This is a genomic window from Mycolicibacterium flavescens (assembly GCF_001722335.1).
In the GTDB taxonomy this organism is placed as follows: domain Bacteria; phylum Actinomycetota; class Actinomycetes; order Mycobacteriales; family Mycobacteriaceae; genus Mycobacterium; species Mycobacterium flavescens.
Genome location: NZ_MIHA01000009.1, coordinates 98,326 through 116,381 on the forward strand (window position 1 = coordinate 98,326; position 18,056 = coordinate 116,381).

Genomic DNA, 18,056 nt, shown 5'->3' on the forward strand with positions numbered 1-18,056 from the left:
AATACTCGCAACCTCCGGTGACGCCGTCAAGGTTGCAGCGCCACAATCGAGCGCGGGCGGTGCGGCGTCGACGCGACGCCGGACCGGCGCCGGTCATTCCGTTTCGGGTTCGGCCGCGGGGGCAACGCTCACAACATGAGCAAGACGGTTCGCAAGCTCGCGGCCGCGGCCGCCTCGACCGTGGCAGCCGTGGCTGCCCGTGACCTCTTCCAGCGAAAGCACGCGCTGCTGCGCAACTATCCGCTGGTCGGCCATGCCCGGTACCTCATCGAGGCGATCGGGCCCGAACTTCGCCAGTACGTGGTGGCGGCCAACGACGAGGAGCGGCCGTTCACCCGCGACCAGCGCCGGTGGGTGTACGCGTCGGCGAAGAACGAGAACAACTACTTCGGGTTCGGCACCGACAACGACATCGAGCACACCACCGGCTACCCGGTGATCAAGCACCGCACCTTCGGCCGGGCCGCCCCGCAGTCGGCGCCGGGTGTTCCGCACGACGGCCCCGTGCCGAGCGCCAAGGTGCTCGGGGCCGCGCGCGGCCGAGCCAAGGCATTCCGGCCCAGTTCGATCGTCAACATCTCGGCGATGAGCTTCGGGTCGCTGTCGGGCAACGCGGTCGAAGCGCTCAACCGAGGCTCGGCGATGGCCGACTGCCTGCACAACACCGGAGAGGGCGGCATCTCGCGCTACCACCGGCACGGCGGCGAACTGATCTTCCAGATCGGCACCGCCTACTTCGGCTGCCGCGACGAGCAGGGCCGGTTCAGCCTCGACAAGCTCAAGAACGTGGTCGCCGGCGCGCCCGTTCGGGCGTTGGAGATCAAACTCAGCCAGGGCGCCAAACCTAGCCTGGGCGGGCTGCTGCCCGCGCCGAAGGTCTCGGCGGAGATCGCCGCCGCACGCGGCGTCCCCGAAGGACGCGACTGTGTCAGCCCCTCGCGGCACGCCGAGTTCTCCGACGCCGACAGCCTGCTGGACTGGGTGGAGATGCTCGCCGCCGAGACCGGGCTGCCGGTCGGCATCAAGGCCGCCGTCGGCGATCTCGAATTCTGGTACGAGCTCACCCACCTCATGCAGACGACCGGCCGCGGCGTCGACTTCGTCACGATCGACGGCGGCGAAGGCGGGACCGGAGCCGCGCCGCTGATCTTCACCGACACCGTGTCGCTGCCCTTTCAGCTCGGCTTCGCGCAGGTGTACCGGATCTTCGCCGAACGCGGCCTGCACGAGGACGTCACCTTCATCGGCGGCGGCAAACTCGGCCTCCCCGACAACGCGGTCGTGGCGTTCGCGCTCGGCTGCGACATGGTCAACGTGGCGCGCGAGACGATGCTGGCCGTCGGCTGCATCCAGGCGCAGAAGTGCCACACCGACACCTGCCCCACCGGCGTCGCCACCCAGAACGCCTGGCTGGCCCGCGGACTGGTGCCCGAACTCAAGGCGGAGCGGGTCGCCAACTACATCAACACCCTGCGCCGCGACTTGGTCAAAGTCGCCGAGGCGTGCGGCGTCGAACACCCCGGGCTGATCGGCACGGACTCGATCGACATCCTCGACGGACGGACCGGTTCCGCGCCGTTGCACGAGGTGTACGGCTACGTCCCCGGTATGGGACTGCCGTCCCCGAGCGATCAGCTCGCGATCATCTCGCTCATGACAAAACAACAGCCGCAGGGCGTCTCGGCGCCGCGTTCGCGCGAGGCGGTCGGCTGAGCGTTAACACCGCGTCCCCGAACACCGATACCTCTGGCATGAGACCGTTGTGCGCCGTCGTCGCGCTTGCCGCATCCCTTGTTTGGGCGGCCCCCGCCCACGCGCAGAGCGCCGCACGACTTCCCGCGGTCCCCGTGGTCGCGTCGCCGACGTGTGCAGGCCAGGTCAGCACCGACGCGCAGGTGGTTCCGGTGCAGAAGGACTACCGCGTCAGCGACGGGGTGCGTGTGGCGATCAGCTACGACGCGGGCGTCTACGACGGCAGCTGTTCGCTGACGGTGACCGCCGACTGGACCAACCTCGACACCGGCGGGTCCGGTCACGAGGACATCACCGCGGTATCGACGATCGACGGACACTACGGCTTCATCGGCTACGCCAACGCCACGTTCGCCCCCGGTCCCGGCACGGTCGTCATCACGCTCAGCTCGCATCCCGGTGACGAGATGCGGCTGACCGTCTGATCACGTTCGCGCGGCGAGCTCGGACAGGATCTCCGCGGTCGGCTTCTCCTGGGCCAGGCGATATCCCGTGCCTGCCCACAGGTGGACGAGATCAGACTTGCCCGCCGCGGCCGCGGCCTTGCGCAGCGGACTCGTCAGATGATGGATCGCGGGATAGCCGAGCGGTGCGCGCGCCTCGAACTCGTCGATGAACCGGTTGCGCAGCCCGCGCGCCGGGCGCCCGGTGAACGCGCGGGTGATGACGGTCTCGGTGAACGCCGCATCGGTCAACGCCGCGCGGTGGGTGGCCGATGCGCCGCTCTCCTCGGCGCGCAACAGTGCGGTGCCCACCGCGACCGCGGCCGCACCGGCCTCAAGGACGTCGGCGACGTCGTCGGTGGCTGCCAGCCCACCGGCCGCGATCACCGGCACCCCGACCGCGTCGGTGACCGCTGCGACGAGGTCGACGAGCGGCACCGGAGTCGGCATCCGGTCGGGCGTGAACGTTCCCGAATGTCCGCCGGCGACCGCGGCCTGCACCGCGAGCATGTCGACGCCCGCCGCTGCGGCCGTATGCGCCTCCTCGACCGTGGTGACCGTCTGCACGACAGTGGTACCCGCCTTCTGCAGACCGCGGAGCACGTCGTCGTCGGGTAGGCCGAACGTGAAGCTCACCACCGGTACCGGGTCGGACAGCAGGAGGTCGACCTTCGCGCGGAACGCGTCGTCGTCGTCCCTCGGATCGGTCGGCAGGCTCAGACCGAATCGGTCCGCCTCCCGCTGAACCGCCTCCGCGTAACGCCGATAGGTGTCACGGTCGATCGGAACCGGATTCGGCGCAAACACGTTGACACCGAACGGAACTGACGCCTCCCGCAGCACCGCGATCTCAGCCCGCACCGCGTCCGGGTTCTTGTATCCGGCCGCCAGGAACCCGAGGCTTCCGGCGCCCGCCGCGGCGATGACCATGTCCGTCGTGGTGGGCCCACCGGCCATCGGAGCGGCGAGCACCGGAAGCGTCACGTTCAGGTTCGCCAGGGGACTGCTCATCGGTTCTCCTCCGGACCTCGGTGGCCTGCGCCGACCACGTTACGGAGCGCTCAGACGTAGCGGGCGCGACCGGCCCGGGCGCCCAGCAGAATCTGCAACACGTAGACCCCCGCGAACATCACCCACGGCACCGTCCAGCCGTGCGTGACGTCGTGCAGCAGACCGAACAGGAACGGGCCGAGTCCGGCGATCAGGTAGCCGAAACCCTGTGCCATTCCGGACAGTTGAGCGGTGTCCTCGGCGTTGCGGGCGCGCAGCGCGATCACCGCGAGTGCGAGCGCGAACACCCCCATGCCGATCCCGATCAACAAACTCCACAGCACCGGTTGCGCGGCGGGCGCGATCATCAGACCGACGGTGCCCGCCAGACCGACGACGCCCAACCCGACGATCCAGCCACTCTGGCTGCGACTGCGCGCCGCCAGCGGTGCGATCACCAGCGCGATCGGCACCCCGATCAGCGACGTCAGCCCGACCAGCAGCCCGGCATGGGTCTTGTCGATGCCGCTGTCGATGAAAACCTCCGGCAGCCAACCCATCACGATGTAGGCCATCATCGACTGGCAGCCGAAGAACAGCGTGACCGTCCACGCCAGTCGGTTGCGCAGCAGCGAACGTCGACCCGACATCGGGGTGGTGTTGGCCGCCCAGGTGCGCCCGTGTCGTCGTGATGCGGGCAGCCACGCGATCAGCGCGATCAACGACACCGCCGCCCACGCGGCCAGCGCCGCCCGCCATCCGCCGAGCGGGTCCTCGAGACCCGGAGTCACCGCCGACCCCAACGCGCCGCCGCTCTGCAGCGCGGCGGTGTAGATCCCGGTCATCAGGCCGACCCGCGTGGGGAACGAGTCCTTGATCACGACGGGGATCAGCACGTTGGCCAACGCGATGCCCGCACACGCCACCAGCGTCGCGGCGATCACCACATGCGGGCCGTCGATGATGCGTCCGAGCAGTCCGACGGTGATCACCGCCAGGGCGACCGAGATGGTGCGGCCCAGGCCGATCCGGGCCGCCAGCCGCGGCGCGGCGAGTCCCGCGGCGGCAAAGCACAGTGTCGGAACGGTGGTCAGCAGGCCCGCCCACGTCGCCGACACCCCGAGGTCGGCTCGCATCTCCCCGAGCAGGGGAGCCACGCTGGTGACGGCGGGGCGCAGGTTCAGTGCGGTCAGGACGACGGCCATCGCGAGCAAACCACCGCCGGCGACGCGGCTCAACGCCGGTGCCACCTCGTGTTCGTCCTGTTGGTCGAGCTGCACCCTGCTAATCTGCCATACATCCCATGATTGGTTGAAAGGATCTTTTAGTGCCCTTGGTCACCGCGCGCCGGTCGGGCCTCGTCGAGCAGGTCATCGACCAGCTCCGGGCGTCGGTCACCTCCGGGGAGTGGGCGGTCGGGCAGCGCATCCCCAATGAGACGGTGCTCGTGACTTCGCTCGGCGTCGGCCGGAACACGGTGCGCGAGGCGGTCCGCGCGCTGGCGCACGCCGGAATCCTCGAGGTGCGGCAGGGCGACGGCACCTACGTCCGCGCCACCAGTGAGGTGTCCGGTGCGCTACGCCGACTGTGTGGCGCCGAGTGGCGCGATGTCCTGCAGGTCCGGCGTGCCCTTGAAGTCGAGGGCGCCCGTGGTGCCGCCGCTCGCCGCACCGACGACGACCTCGCCGAACTTCGGACGCTGCTGGCCCGTCGCGATACCTGCCTGGCCGAGGGTGACACCGACGAATTCGCCCGTGCGGACGCCGAATTCCATCTCGCGGTGGTCCGCAGTTCGCACAACGCCACGCTCACCGAGCTGTACCGAGGGCTGATGGAGGCCATCGTGGCCAGCGTGGCCACCGGCCATGAGGCGACGGTTCACGTTGTCGATCACGGCGCGCTGGTGGACCACATCGCCGCCGGCGACATCGAGCAGGCCGCGCGCACGGCGGCCGCGATCATCGACGCGGTACTCGTCGACGTGCCCTGCTGATTTCGCCTCGGGGTGCCTGTTGCCTCACGTAAAGATGCGCGCATTGGTTGCGCAATTCGTCGCCAACCGTTGGCCGCTCTGAGCGGGGTTTATCCCCAAGTGGGAGTTGATCCACAGCCTCGAGATTTTGGCCCCTGCTTGTCGGGGGTCGAATGTATGTTCGAAGTATGTCGGGGACGGAGTCGCAGGACGCGATGGCCGGGTTGCGCGCCGCGGTGGATCGGTTGGCGGGCTGCGATTTCGACTTGTCGACGGCCCCGGAACTGATCGCCGTTCTCGATGAGCTGGAAACGGTGAAGTGCCGCCTGCCCGCGGTCGAGCACCGCGCGTTGGCGCGCCTGCAGACCGAGACCACCCCGGCGCAGATGGGCGCCACCAACTGGCGGCAGGTGCTGTCGGTGCGGTGGCGGATCTCGACCAGTGAGGCCAACCGGCGCCTGGCCGAGGCTGAGCTGTTGGCCCCGCGCCAAGCATTCACCGGAGAGGTGTTGCCGCCGCGTCTGCCGGCCACCGCCGCCGCCCAAGCTCATGGGTTGATCACCGCCGAGCATGTGCAGGTCATCCGCAAGGCGATGAACAAGGTGCCCGGGTTTGTCGACACCGCGACCCGCGAGAGCTTGGAACTGGATCTGGTGCGTTGTGCGGCCACTGCCGGGCCCAGCGCGGTGCAAGACACCGCGACGTTGCGGTTGTTTTTGATGGATCAGGACGGCCCGGTCCCGGATGAGGCCGAACGCGCCCGCAAGCGCAGCGTGACCAAATCCAAACAAGGCGAAGACGGGATGGTCGAGCTGCGCGCCACGATGACCCCGGAGGCGTGGGCGGTTTGGGAGGTGTTGTTCGCCAAGTTCGCCGCTCCCGGTATGTGCAACCCCGCCGATGAGGAGCCGTGTGTGTCGGGCACGCCCTCGCAGGCGCAGATCGACAACGATCACCGCAGCCTGTCCCAGCGCCAGCATGACGCGATGCTGGTGGTCGGGCGGATCGCGTTGATGAGTGGGGATCTGGGCCAGCTCAACGGGTTGCCGGTCTCGGTGATCATCCGCACCACGCTGCAGGATCTAGAATCCCGTGCCGGGATCGGCACCACCGGCGGAGGCACCGTGGTGCCGATCGATGATGTGGTGCGCATGGCCGCTCACGCCCGTCACTATCTGGCAGTCTTCGACCGGGCCACCGGATCAGCGTTGAACCTGTACCGCGCCAAACGCGTCGCCAGCCGCGCGCAGCGGATCATGCTGATCGCCCGCGACGGGGGCTGCACCAAACCCGGCTGCACCGTCGGCGCTTACGGGTGCCAAGCCCATCACGTCATCGACGACTGGACCGACGGGGGTCAGACCAATGTCGATGAGCTCGGCCTGGCCTGTGGGCCCGATAACCGCAGCGTCAACAACGACGGCGGCTGGACCACCCGGATGAGTGAGCGCCATGACGTGGAATGGCTACCCCCGCCACCACTGGACACCGGACAGGCCCGCCTGAACTACCACCACCGCCCCGAACTACTCCTACGCCCCGACGACGACGAGGAACCCTTCGACCCAGCCGCCGAAGCGGCCAAACGCAACCGCCACCTCCACACCGACACCACCACACCCCCAGCAGGCGCCGCCGACGCGGACCGGGCAGATCCCGTCGACGGGGATGACCGGTATGCCGAGGTGCGCCCGGCGCCGACCGGCCTTGCCGATGAGGCGGGCGCGGCCGACCAACCGGGCGACCCCGTCGACCAAGACGACCGCGAGCCCGATCTGAGCCCACCGCCGGCCGACCCCGCCAACGAACCAGTGGGGACCGCAGAACCGGTCAACCCCGTCGACGACCACGACCGCGAGGCCGGTGCCGACGCCCCACCGACTGCCCCCGGCGACCATCCCGGCGGACCCTCACCCCCGGGCGGCCAAGTGGCCTGACGGGCCCAGACCTCCAACCCGGTGACCAGAGAAAGGGTCATCCGGGCTAGAGGCATGTGCCCGTATGGTTTCCGGGCCGCGCAGAGCCGGACGGCGACGTGGAGAACGAATGCCGCCGCGAGCTACCGAACTTGATACTTGCGCGAGTTCGCGGGAGTGAATGTCCCGAGCTAAGGGGAATCCGAATCCGACACCCTCAGCCGCGACCGGCCAGCCACTTCTGCACTAGCTCGCTGTCGTGCGCATCGACCGACCGCAATTCGGTCAGCGTCGGATGCCCGGCGTCAAGCAGCGCGCTGTCGGTGTCGTGCTCGGGTGCATCGGGCACCTCGACCTCGCTCAGGCGCACCCCGCCGTCGCGGACCTCTTCGACCCGCGTCTGCACGGCCCCGCCCCGCGCCAACCTCGCGTGACGAATTGGACCCACCTGCGCCGCAGGCAGATCCGGCACGTTGAGCGACAGCACAGTGCCGTCCGGTGATTCCAGCAGCAGTTCCAGCACGGGCGCGACGAGTCCGGCGGCCGTCTCCCAGTGCCGATCGCCGCTGGGGTGCAAGTCGACATCAAGCGACACCGCCAACGCGCGGGTGTCGCTGATCTTGGCAGTCAATGCCGCACCCACCGTGCCGGAGTGCAGGATGGCCCGACCGACGTTGGCGCCGTGATTGATTCCCGACAGCACGAGGTCGGGACGCGGGTCGAACCATCCGTTGAGCGCGGCGGCCACGATGTGCCCGGGCTGCGCCTGAACCGCCCACGCCGGGACATCGAGACCGGGCAGATCCCGTTGCTCGACGACCGTGCGGCCGTCCTGGCGTACTGCGGTCAGCGCCGCACTTGCGCCGCTGGCCTGTTCGGCCGGGGCGGCGACGATCACGTCCACCCCCGCATCCAGCGCAGCCCGCACCAGCGTGTGCAGACCGGCGGAGTCGATACCGTCGTCATTTGTCACCAGTGCGAGCGGCACCCGTCACCCTCCCGAATCCCCATGACCGCTACTTCCAATCGCACAGCTCCACCCGTTCGGCGAGCGTCTCGACCGCGCGTGCGCCGCCGGTACCCAGCCCGTGCCGCACGACATTGAGCGCCCCACACGCCGCGCCGATCCGCAGCGCCTCCCGCAGCGGGCGACCGCTCGCCAGCGCGCCGACCATCCCCGCGGTCATCGAGTCACCGGCGCCCGCCGAGTCGGCGGGCTCCAGGGTCGGCATACAGATCTCGACGACGTCGTCGCTGTCGGCCAGCAGCGCCAGGGCCGGCGCCGACCCGGCGCGCGACACCACGACCGTGTTCGCCCCCTCATCGCGCATGGACCGCATCGCCGCGACCAGATCCTTGGCTTCCTCCGACTTGGCCCGACCGTCGTCGAGCAGCTCCTCGTGGCTGACCTTGATCAGATCAGGCTTCCCTGCGAGCACCGCCTCGAGCCGCTCGCCCGCCAGGTCGGCGGCTACCTTGCAGCCGTTGGCGCCGAGGTCGGTGGACAGCCGACGGTAGAGGTCGGCGGGCACCACGTCGTCCTCCTGCGGCCCGGACAGCAGCACCCGGCCGTGGGTCAGCCCCTCGGTCAGCGTGAGCTCGTAGAGCGAGTCGAGTTCGTGGCGGTCCAACGGGCTGCCGGCGGACTCCGCGATGACCTCCCGCTCACCGGAGCGACGGTCGTGCACGTACGAGCCGTTGCGGGCGCTGACGGCAACGGTCCGCACCGTGACGTCATTGACGGGCAGCAGGTGCCCGAGGACGTCGCCGGTCTCCCCACCCAGCGCCGAGCACAGCACGACCGGCACGCCGAGCGACGACATCATCCGCGACTGCCAGACCCCTTGCCCTCCGGCGTGGACGTGGATGTCCGCCGCGCCCGAACGCTGTTCTACGGTCACAGTGAGAACCGGTAGCGGCGCGAAGATGACAACCGCGCAACGGTCATCGGATCCGTCGCCGTCCTTACCGCGGGCCTTGCTGTCTGCCATGGGGCACCGGGTACCCACCTCGACGCGTCTCCACCCGCACAATTGACCCGGCTAGAGTGCGGGCATGACGCTGGCTGCTCAGTTGTGGACGGACAACGCCGATGTGGTGGCCGAGGTGCTGGCCAATCCGTTCGTGCAGGGGATCGGCGACGGTTCCCTGGACCGGGACCTGTTCGCCGGCTACATCGCCCAGGACGCGTTCTTCCTCGAATCCTTCGCCCGTGCATATGGTTTGGCGATCGCCCGCAGCGCGGACACCGACAGCCTGCTGTCGTTCGCCGAGCTGCTCAACGGCGTGCGTGAGGAACTGAGGCTGCACGCGTCCTACGCCGCATCGTGGGGGATCGACATGGCCGGCGTCGTGCCCGCCACGGCCACGCTGGCCTACACCGAGTTCCTGCTGGCCACCGCAGCCACCGCCGACCTCGCGGTGGTGTGCGCGGCGATGACCCCGTGCATGCGGCTCTACGCCCACGTCGGGACCTGCCTGGACGCCGATGCCGCCGGTCCGTATGCCCAGTGGGTGCAGACCTACGCCGACCCCGGCTTCGACGAGGTGGCCTCGGTCCTCGAGAGGCTGCTCGACCGGCTCGGCGACGACACCCCCGCCGTGCGGACGGCCTACCGCCGCGCGATGCGCCTGGAGCTGGCCTTCTTCGACGCGGCCTTCAAAGCGGGAGACTAGGTCCGAGCGGTCCGCTGCCGGCCGCGGCCCAACAGCACCACCAGCACAGCCGCCGCCAGCGACAGCGTTCCCACGACCCACATCGCGACCCGGCTGCTCCCGGTCAGATCGGTGAGCCAACCCGTGATGTACGGCCCGCCGAACCCGCTCAGGTTGCCCAGCGAGTTGATCAGCGCGATCCCACCGGCCGCGGCCGCCCCGGTGAGGAAAGCCGATGGCAGCGACCAGAACACCGGCAGCGCGCACATCACCGCGCAGGTGCAGACCGTGACCGCCAGCATCGCCAGGTAGACATTGGTCATGTAGAGCGCCGCCGGGATCGCGATGCCGCCGACGATCGCGGGAATCGCCACGTGCCAGACCCGTTCACCGGTGCGGTCCGAGTGCCGCGCCCATGGGACCATCACGATCGCCGCCACCACGTAGGGGACCGCGGTGACCAACCCTCGCTCGATGACGTCGAGATGCACCCCGTACTCCTGCTGAAAGCCCGCGACGATGGTGGGCAGAAAGAACCCCACGGCGTAGAGACCGTAGGTGATCCCGAAGTAGATGAACGCCAGCGCCAGGATCCGCGGATGGGTCAGCGCGCGCTTCAGTGGCCAGTGCCCGGCGCGCTCGGCTTCGGCCCGCTCATCGTCCAACGTCGTTTGCAGCCAGGTTTTTTCGTCGTTGTGCAACCACTTCGCCAAGTGCGGGCGGTCGGTGAGATAGAACCAGCAGACCACCCCGAGCACAACCGCTGGCAGCCCTTCGACCAGGAACATGAACCGCCAACCAGCCAGGCCGAACACCCCGTGACCCCACTCGATGATCAGCGACGACATCGTCGCGCCGACCGCGGTGGACACCGGCACCGCCATCATGAACAGCGATACCGCTCGCGAGCGCTGCTTCTCCGGGAACCAGAACGTCAGATAGAGGATGATGCCGGGGAAGAACCCCGCCTCGGCGACGCCGAGGAGGAAGCGCAGCACGATCAGCGTCTCGGCGTTGGGGACGAACGCGATTGCGGCGCTGATGATCCCCCAGCTCAGCATGATCCGCGCCAGCCAACGCCGCCCGCCGAACCGGTGCAGCGCGATGTTGCTGGGCACCTCCAGCAGCAGGTAACCGAGGAAGAAGATGCCCGAGGCGAAGCCGAACAGTTGGGCGCTCATCCCGAAGTCGTCGTTCATCCCGTTGGGACCGGCGAACGCGATGTTCACCCGGTCCAGATAGTTGACGAAGTAGAGCAGGATCAGGAACGGGATCAGCCTGCGGGTGACCTTGGTCAGCGTCCGGCTCTCGAGGCCGGGCTCCGGCAGGTAAGTGCTCATTGCGGCCCTTCTCCAGCGCAAGAATCCAGCGCGATCGCACGAAGGCTAGACGTGTGGGCAACGGTGACGAAAGCGTGTATCGGGTGACCGTCAGGGTAACGCGGCCGTTCTCATCAGGTCTCTCCGCCGAGGACCACCCGCGTGTTCCTTGCCGGTGCCATCAGACGTGCGTGCGGGAACAGTTTGATGATGATTGTGTGAAGATTTCCTGAACGGCCGGGAAGCCCGCGGTTGGGCGGCACGATGGGGTGATGGACAGTGCCTCGCAATCGTCGGCCGGCACTGCGGATTTTGGCTACCGCGCCCTCGTGGTCGATGATGAGGAATCTTTGGCCGAAGTGGTGGCGAGTTATCTCGCTCGGGAGCATTTCGAGGTTACGGTCCGCCACACTGGGGTTGAAGCGCTCGACGTGGCACGTGAGGTCGACCCGGATGTGGTCGTCTTGGATCTGGGATTGCCGGGCATTGACGGGTTAGAGGTTTGCCGTCAGTTGCGGACGTTTTCCGATGCCTATGTGGTGATGCTGACGGCCCGCGACACCGAGGTCGACACGATCGTCGGCCTGTCGGTCGGCGCAGATGATTATGTGACCAAGCCGTTCAGTCCGCGGGAGTTGGTCGCCCGGATCCGGGCCATGCTCCGTCGCCCGCGTACCGTCGGCACGCAGGTTCCGACATCCAATCCGAGTGCCGCCGACGTGCCGAAGCCGCGCGTGTTCGGTCCATTGTCAATCGACGTGGCCGGCAGACAGGTGTATCTCGACACCAAGCCAATCACACTGACTCGCACCGAGTTCGACATTCTCGCTGCACTGTCGTCCCGTCCTGGTGTGGTGTGGAGCCGTCGGCAGCTCATCGACGCGGTCTGGGGAGAACCATGGGTGGGGAACAGCCACCTCGTCGATGTCCACGTCGGGCATGTTCGGCGCAAGCTCGGTGACGACCCCGCCGAGCCGAGATTCGTGTTCACCGTGCGTGGGGTGGGTTACCGGATGGGGACGGGGCGATGAGGGCGCCGGCACGCTCCGGCATGCTCCGCCGGCTGCTGCTGGGACAGGCGTTGGTGTTGCTTACGGTCGGCGTAACCACTTGGGCGGTAGCCTCGTTGGTAGGTCCGCCGTTGTTCCGCGACCACCTCCATCAAGCCGGCGTGCCAGATGACTCCAGTGAACAGTTCCACGCCGAACAGGCGTACTGGCACGCCACCGCCATCTCGATCGCTGTCGCGATCGCGGTGGCTGCCTTGACGGCGTTCGTGGTCACCGTCTATCTGAGCCGGCGCGTACAGCACTCGCTCGCTGAAATATCCGCGGCGGCGATCACCGTCGCCGAGGGCCGCTACGACGTCCAAGTGACGCCGCCTCAACTCGGATCTGAATTCGATGGGTTAGCAGCCGCTTTCAACCAGATGGCGCATCGACTGCGGGCGGTGGAATCGACCCGCCGTCGTTTGTTCGGCGACCTTGCCCACGAAATCCGTACCCCGGTCGCCGTGCTCGACGCCTATCTGGAAGCCGTCGAGGATGGCGTGAAGACTCTCGACGCGCGTACCGTCGCGACGCTGCGTGAGCAAACCGGTCGCCTCGTGCGTTTCTCGGCTGACGCCGCCGCCCTCGCGCAAGCCGAAGAGGCGCACACGGCCATCACATCGGAATGGGTCGACTCCGGGCAGTTGGTCGAGGCGGCAATCGCCGCCGTCGCACATCGCTTCGCCGCCGAAAACGTGGCATTGACTTCCCATGTCGATGAGGCCCCCCGATTGTGGGGTGACAGGCAGCGCTTGGGGCAGGTACTGGGGAACCTACTCGACAACGCCCTTCGTCACACCGCCGCCGGCGGCCACGTCACCCTGGCGGTCGCACGTCACGGCAGCGACGCCGTCTTCACCGTCACCGACGACGGCGTGGGTGTCACCGCCGAACACCTCCCACATCTCTTCGAACGCTTCTACCGCGCAGACGTCGCCCGACATCGTGACCGGGGCGGCGCAGGGATCGGACTCGCGATCGCGAAAGCGCTGACGGAAGCCCATGGCGGCCAAATCGACGCGACCAGTCAGGGGCCGGGGAAGGGAACCACCTTCACCGTCACGTTGCCGATCGAGCCACCAACCGCTGCGCGCAATTTCGACCAGCGGGATCTTCCTGTCTCGTAACGGGAACTCACGACATCATCATGTGTGGGCCGTCCCAGCGGCTACAGCGACTTGAGTATCTCGTTCATCGTGTCGATCTCCTTCTGTTGGCTGCTCACGATCGACTTGGCCAGCGCGACGGCATCGGGGAACTGGCCGTCGTCGATCTCGTTCTGCGCCATGGTGATCGCACCCTGATGGTGCTCGATCATCTGGGAAAGGAACAGCTTGCTGGCCTCAACGCCCTGAGAATTCTGCAAGGCTTGCATTTCGGCCGGCGACAGCATCCCTTCCATCCCTTCCATGCCGGACATGCCTCCCATCCCCGGCATCATCGATCCGCTGGGCATCATTGATCCGCCCGGCATAGGTGATCCGCTTGTATCAGGGCCGTGCATACCCCCGTGGCCGGGTGGCATATTCCCCGGTGTGTGGCTCTGACCTGGCATCCCGCTCGCGCCCGGCATGCCGCTCATCTCGGGCATACCCCACTGGTCGAGCCAACCCTGCATCTGTTTGATCTCTGGTCCCTGCGCATCCTTGATCTGCTTCGCTAGATCGACCACTCGAGGATCGATGCCCTGCTTGGCAAGGATCATGTCGCTCATCTCGATCGCCTGCTGGTGGTGCGGGATCATGTGATGGGCGAACATCACGTCGGCTTGATTGTGCGCCGCGGTCGGGGCCGCAATCGAGGTTTGGGCGTTCGTGGGCGATGCCGACGGCGACTCGTTACTCGCAGAGTTGCTGCAAGCAGCGGTGAGCGATGTCGCGGCCAGGACCGCCGCAGCGGCCACCACATACCTGCTTCTTGTCACCAAACGATCCTTTCGTCGTCATCGCACTTCGATTCACAACCAAGCCTCCTCCGAACGATTCGGGCTGCAGTAGTCGTTCTGTGAAGATTCGATGAAGAAGCGCAAAGCGTTCGGACTGACGAAGCAGCGCCGTGACCGGCGATAGCCCACGCTAGACAGCCCTCGACGCCGCTGTCGCGAGGCGGTAACGAGATGGCGTCAAGTCCTCGCGCCGCCGAACCAGCCGATGCGGCGCTGCTACAGTCGGCCGCATTGTGAGGTACACGGTGGCCGTCCCTGCGACACGGGTCCGTGCGGTAATCGCGCTGGCCCTGGCGTTTTGGGTCGTCGCCGTCGCCACCCAGTGGACGCTGCCGGTCGACGACGTCGCCCCGCCGCACGGACCGCATGCGGTTGCGTCCGCTTCCGTAGGGGAACATCCCGTTGTCATCGACCATCCACACATCGGTGATGCGCCGACTCCGCTGCCTCCCGACGCGTTCGCTGAGGCCGTTCTCCCGCGGGCGTCCACCTCGCTCATCGCCCTGGGGTTGACCGCCGCCCTCGCGGTGGTAGCTGTGTGGTGGCGGCAACCTGCATTGGCCGCGATCCGTGGGCCGCCTCGAGCACAGTCGACTGTTCTCTCAGGTCGGGTGATTCTCACTCGGCTCTGCATCGCTCGACGCTGATCCGGTGGCGCCAGACCATGCCGCTTGTTGCGGTTCGGTCGGTGATCGTCGTCCCTTTCAGCTGCCGCGCGCAACCGTCCGCGGCTCAACGCAGAATCGATGCATCTCGATGAATCACGTTCTGACTGTTCACACTCTTGACTTGCATGCCCCGAACCAGAGCTGCCTCGGTCGCTACGAGCGGCCGGGCACCATGGTCGGTCACACTCCGGTGCTGCGTATCGCGGAACCGTTCACGTCGGCGCACCGAGGGTTTTGGGCCAAGCTCGAAGGCTTCAGCCCCGGCGGCATGAAAGATCGTCCGGCCATGTTCATGGTGGAACGGGCACGCGCCAGCGGCGTCCTCCCTCCCGGTGGCCGTATAGTCGAATCCACCAGCGGCACCTTGGGTTTGGGCCTAGCGCTCGCAGGCACCGTCTACCGGCACCCAGTAACTCTCGTCACCGACCCCGGCATGGAGCCGATCATTCAGCGGATGCTGAGGGCGTACGGCGCCGATGTGGATTTGGTGACCGAGCCGCATCCTGACGGTGGTTGGCAGCAGGCACGTCGTGACCGGGTGATGCAGATTCTGGCCGCCGATGAGCACGCGTGGTATCCGGATCAGTACAACAATCCCGACAATGTCGACGCGTACCGCGGACTGGCGTTGGAGTTACAGGCTCAACTCGGCAAAGTCGATCTGCTGGTGTGCTCCGTCGGCACCGGAGGCCACTCGTCGGGAGTGGCTCGGGTATTGCGAGAGTTCAACCCAGACCTGCAATTGATCGGTGTCGACACGGTGGGCTCCACCATTTTCGGACAACCGGCAACAGCACGGCTCATGCGCGGTCTCGGGTCAAGCATTTATCCGAGGAACGTCGATTACGACGCTTTCAACGAGGTTCACTGGGTTGCCCCCGCCGAAGCGGTATGGGCGTGCCGGACATTGGCTGCCACGCACTATGCCAGCGGGGGATGGAGCGTCGGGGCGGTGGCGCTGGTCGCGGGCTGGGCAGCCCGCACCTATCCATCGGATATGACGATCGCTGCGATCTTCCCCGACGGCCCGCAGCGCTACTTCGACACTGTCTACAACGACGATTTCTGCCGCCAGCACGGCGTCCTGGGCGGACCGCCTCCCACCGAACCGGCGGTCATCGACGAACCCACGCGACGTGTGGTGTCCTCATGGACGCGGTGCACAACGGTGGTGGATCCGGTGAGGACAATGCGATGAGGAGCGTCGTCAACGAATTCCGCACCTTCGGCTGGCCGAGCCGGCTGCTGATGATCAATCAATTCGGCATCAACCTCGGCTTCTACATGCTGATGCCCTATCTGGCCGGTTACCTGGCCGGACCTCTCGGGCTGGCCGCGTGGGCCATCGGCCTGGTCCTGGGAGTACGTAATTTCTCCCAGCAGGGCATGTTCATCGTCGGTGGAACATTGGCCGACCGCGTCGGGTACAAGCCGCTCATTGTCGCTGGGTGCCTGCTGCGGACTGTGGGCTTCGGCCTGCTGGTCATTGCCGGCTCACTACCCGCCATTCTGATCGCCTCAGCAGCAACGGGATTCGCCGGAGCGCTGTTCAATCCGGCTGTGCGCGCCTACCTCGCCGCCGACGCGGGACCGCGCCGCGTCGAGGCTTTCGCGCTGTTCAACGTCTTCTACCAGGGGGGGATTCTCGCCGGCCCGCTGGTGGGTCTGGCTCTGATGCTTCTCGACTTCCGCATCGCTGCGACGGCGGCCGCTGCCGTCTTCGCAGTGTTGACGATTGCGCAACTCTTCGCTCTCCCGCAGCACGATGCCACCCGGGACCAAGACGGCTCGTCGATATTGGACGACTGGAGGAGGGTCGTAGCCAATCGCCCCTTCCTGCTCTTCGCAGCGGCCATGATCGGCTCCTACGTGTTGTCTTTCCAGGTCTATCTCGCGTTACCGCTTCAGGCCAAGGAACTGATGCCGGATGCCGAAGCGCCGGTGGTTGCGGGTGTTTTCGTCATCTCCGGGTTGATCGCGGTCGCGGGGCAGCTGAAGATAACCCAATGGTTCACCAAACGGTGGGGGCCTGGGCATTCGCTGGTGATCGGCGTGCTGATTCTCGCGTCGTCGTTCATACCGATGGCCGCGCTGCCCGACGGCCGCCGTGCTGGCGAGATCGCAGCGCTGGTCGCGCTTTTCACCGGTGCTGCGGTATTGGCGGTCGGATCGGCCGCGGTGTTCCCATTCGAGATGGACACGGTGGTCTCGCTGGCCGGTGGCCGCTTGGTGGGAACGCATTACGGGTTCTACAACACGATCGTCGGAATCGGGATCCTCGCCGGCAATCTTGGCACAGGAACACTGATGCAGAAGGCAACCGAGGCGGGAAGACCAGAGCTGACATGGATCGTGTTGACCGTCATCGGTGTGACGGCGGCGTCAGCGCTCTACCGACTGGACCGGGGCGGCCGCCTTCAACCGCGGGTGTCGCTCAACGCGAACGAAACTCAGTAGCACGCCACGCCGCAACGAAACCGGGGTCAGATGTCGATCACCTCTCGACCTTCGTCTATTTCGAGGTCTCGATGCTCGACATCACCAATTGGAGATACGGGCGGTAGAGGTCTTCGCCGTCCAGATGACTGTCCAGGGTGATCCCCTCGTTCGCGGCCAGAATCACTCGAGCCAGGGTGTCGGCCTCCATCGTGAGCGTTCCACCGATCCGAGCGACGTTCTTGCTGATGAACTCGCCGAGTGCGCGGATCGTCTCGAGGCGCTGAGCGGCGACGCGTTTTCTGGCATCGGGGTTGCGCAGCAGGAACAGCTTCAGCTCCAAACCCAGTGCCGCCCGGTCCGTTCCGCTGCTGAGTTGACGCCACCGGCTGGCCAGCTCGTCGATATCGACGTCGTCGAGGCGGTGGAACGACATCATCACCTCGATGAACCCGTCGAGGAAGCGCTGCCGCTGACGGTCCACGACCTCCAGGAACAGGTTCTCCTTGGCGCCGAACTGCGAGTAGATGGCACCGCGAGTGAATCCGGCGGCATCGGCGATCTCCTCCAGCGCAGCGCCGGTCAGCCCCTTACGCGCGAAGACCTCCTCCGCGGCGTCCAACAGAATCTGTCGGGTGTGCTCGGTACGCCGCTCTTTCGTCCACCGCTCGGCCATGGGCTCATCCTCCCACCAGATTGGGCGACGGTGAGCGGTCCTCAGACTCGATGACGCGGATCTGCGAGCCGAACATCAGGTCGGCGTGGAGGTCGACGACGACGCGCCATCCCGCACGAACGCGGTCGAACATCAGCCCGCCGGCGTAACGCACCGCCTCGGCGACGGTGGCGCTGGCCACGTCGAGTCGGTAGTTGCTCACGTATGGCCTCCTCAGGCACTGGAGAATGTGACC

General features: G+C 67.0%; 18 protein-coding genes. 10 read left to right on the forward strand and 8 right to left on the reverse strand.

All coding sequences use genetic code 11. From position 1 onward, the window contains the following. The first annotated feature begins 135 nt into the window (after positions 1–135). Positions 136–1,713: an FMN-binding glutamate synthase family protein gene (locus tag BHQ18_RS14040; RefSeq protein ID WP_069414230.1), complete on the forward strand. Its 1,578-nt coding sequence runs from the start codon at positions 136–138 to the stop codon at positions 1,711–1,713. 38 nt (positions 1,714–1,751) lie between these two features. Further along, positions 1,752–2,177 carry a hypothetical protein gene (locus BHQ18_RS14045; RefSeq protein ID WP_069414231.1) on the forward strand — a complete coding sequence of 142 codons (426 nt, stop codon included), beginning with the start codon at positions 1,752–1,754 and terminating at the stop codon, positions 2,175–2,177. Here BHQ18_RS14045 and BHQ18_RS14050 read toward each other — a convergent pair whose 3' ends face one another. Together BHQ18_RS14050 and BHQ18_RS14055 are read right to left on the reverse strand one after the other, a co-directional pair. Next, positions 2,178–3,206 (reverse strand): nitronate monooxygenase, encoded by a 1,029-nt coding sequence (locus BHQ18_RS14050; RefSeq protein ID WP_069414232.1) that lies wholly within the window; start codon positions 3,204–3,206, stop codon positions 2,178–2,180. Positions 3,207–3,256: 50 nt separating this feature from the next. Continuing rightward, the gene (locus BHQ18_RS14055) at positions 3,257–4,465 is read right to left on the reverse strand and encodes a CynX/NimT family MFS transporter (protein WP_234794173.1); all 1,209 of its coding nucleotides are present in this window, start codon (positions 4,463–4,465) and stop codon (positions 3,257–3,259) included. Positions 4,466–4,512: 47 nt separating this feature from the next. Here BHQ18_RS14055 and BHQ18_RS14060 point away from each other — a divergent pair, with 47 nt between their 5' ends. Next, a complete protein-coding gene (locus BHQ18_RS14060; RefSeq protein ID WP_069414234.1) occupies positions 4,513–5,178 on the forward strand; it encodes a FadR/GntR family transcriptional regulator in 666 nt (221 codons plus the stop codon). A gap of 152 nt (positions 5,179–5,330) precedes the next feature. After that, positions 5,331–7,094: an HNH endonuclease signature motif containing protein gene (locus tag BHQ18_RS14065; protein WP_084294058.1), complete on the forward strand. Its 1,764-nt coding sequence runs from the start codon at positions 5,331–5,333 to the stop codon at positions 7,092–7,094. A 196-nt stretch (positions 7,095–7,290) separates the two neighbouring features. Here BHQ18_RS14065 and surE read toward each other — a convergent pair whose 3' ends face one another. Both surE and BHQ18_RS14075 read right to left on the reverse strand, forming a co-directional pair. Further along, positions 7,291–8,061 (reverse strand): 5'/3'-nucleotidase SurE, encoded by a 771-nt coding sequence (surE, locus tag BHQ18_RS14070; RefSeq protein ID WP_069414235.1) that lies wholly within the window; start codon positions 8,059–8,061, stop codon positions 7,291–7,293. Positions 8,062–8,089: 28 nt separating this feature from the next. After that, positions 8,090–9,064: a 1-phosphofructokinase family hexose kinase gene (locus BHQ18_RS14075; RefSeq protein WP_069414236.1), complete on the reverse strand. Its 975-nt coding sequence runs from the start codon at positions 9,062–9,064 to the stop codon at positions 8,090–8,092. A 64-nt stretch (positions 9,065–9,128) separates the two neighbouring features. On the opposite strand from BHQ18_RS14075, the gene BHQ18_RS14080 reads away from it, so the two are divergent. Then, the gene (locus BHQ18_RS14080) at positions 9,129–9,749 is read left to right on the forward strand and encodes a TenA family protein (protein ID WP_069414237.1); all 621 of its coding nucleotides are present in this window, start codon (positions 9,129–9,131) and stop codon (positions 9,747–9,749) included. On the opposite strand, the gene BHQ18_RS14085 is transcribed toward BHQ18_RS14080, so the two are convergent. Then, complete coding sequence (locus tag BHQ18_RS14085; protein WP_069414238.1) at positions 9,746–11,068, reverse strand: MFS transporter; 1,323 nt, start codon at positions 11,066–11,068, stop codon at positions 9,746–9,748. The genes BHQ18_RS14080 and BHQ18_RS14085 overlap by 4 nt on opposite strands. A gap of 251 nt (positions 11,069–11,319) precedes the next feature. Between BHQ18_RS14085 and BHQ18_RS14090 the strand changes: the two genes are divergently transcribed. Beyond that, positions 11,320–12,078, forward strand: a complete 759-nt coding sequence (locus tag BHQ18_RS14090; protein ID WP_069414363.1) for a response regulator — start codon at positions 11,320–11,322, stop codon at positions 12,076–12,078. Beyond that, positions 12,075–13,223 carry a sensor histidine kinase gene (locus tag BHQ18_RS14095; protein WP_069414239.1) on the forward strand — a complete coding sequence of 383 codons (1,149 nt, stop codon included), beginning with the start codon at positions 12,075–12,077 and terminating at the stop codon, positions 13,221–13,223. Before BHQ18_RS14090 ends, BHQ18_RS14095 begins: the two co-directional genes overlap by 4 nt. 41 nt (positions 13,224–13,264) lie before the next feature. Here the strand turns inward: BHQ18_RS14095 and BHQ18_RS14100 are convergent, their stop codons facing one another. Continuing rightward, positions 13,265–14,002 (reverse strand): DUF305 domain-containing protein, encoded by a 738-nt coding sequence (locus BHQ18_RS14100; protein ID WP_234794182.1) that lies wholly within the window; start codon positions 14,000–14,002, stop codon positions 13,265–13,267. A 284-nt stretch (positions 14,003–14,286) separates the two neighbouring features. Here BHQ18_RS14100 and lpqS point away from each other — a divergent pair, with 284 nt between their 5' ends. From lpqS to BHQ18_RS14110, 3 genes are all read left to right on the forward strand, one after another. After that, positions 14,287–14,688, forward strand: coding sequence for a putative copper homeostasis (lipo)protein LpqS (gene lpqS, locus BHQ18_RS30990; protein ID WP_459167236.1), 402 nt, complete (start codon positions 14,287–14,289; stop codon positions 14,686–14,688). Positions 14,689–14,797: 109 nt separating this feature from the next. Continuing rightward, on the forward strand, positions 14,798–15,907 hold the full coding sequence (locus BHQ18_RS14105) for a PLP-dependent cysteine synthase family protein (RefSeq protein WP_069414241.1): 1,110 nt from the start codon (positions 14,798–14,800) through the stop codon (positions 15,905–15,907). Continuing rightward, positions 15,904–17,166: an MDR family MFS transporter gene (locus BHQ18_RS14110; protein ID WP_069414364.1), complete on the forward strand. Its 1,263-nt coding sequence runs from the start codon at positions 15,904–15,906 to the stop codon at positions 17,164–17,166. The genes BHQ18_RS14105 and BHQ18_RS14110 overlap by 4 nt, the downstream gene beginning before the upstream one ends. Before the next feature lie 55 nt (positions 17,167–17,221). Here the strand turns inward: BHQ18_RS14110 and BHQ18_RS14115 are convergent, their stop codons facing one another. Further along, positions 17,222–17,821 carry a TetR/AcrR family transcriptional regulator gene (locus BHQ18_RS14115; protein ID WP_069414242.1) on the reverse strand — a complete coding sequence of 200 codons (600 nt, stop codon included), beginning with the start codon at positions 17,819–17,821 and terminating at the stop codon, positions 17,222–17,224. 4 nt (positions 17,822–17,825) lie between these two features. After that, a complete protein-coding gene (locus tag BHQ18_RS14120) occupies positions 17,826–18,023 on the reverse strand; it encodes a hypothetical protein (RefSeq protein WP_069414243.1) in 198 nt (65 codons plus the stop codon). Positions 18,024–18,056 lie beyond the last annotated feature (33 nt).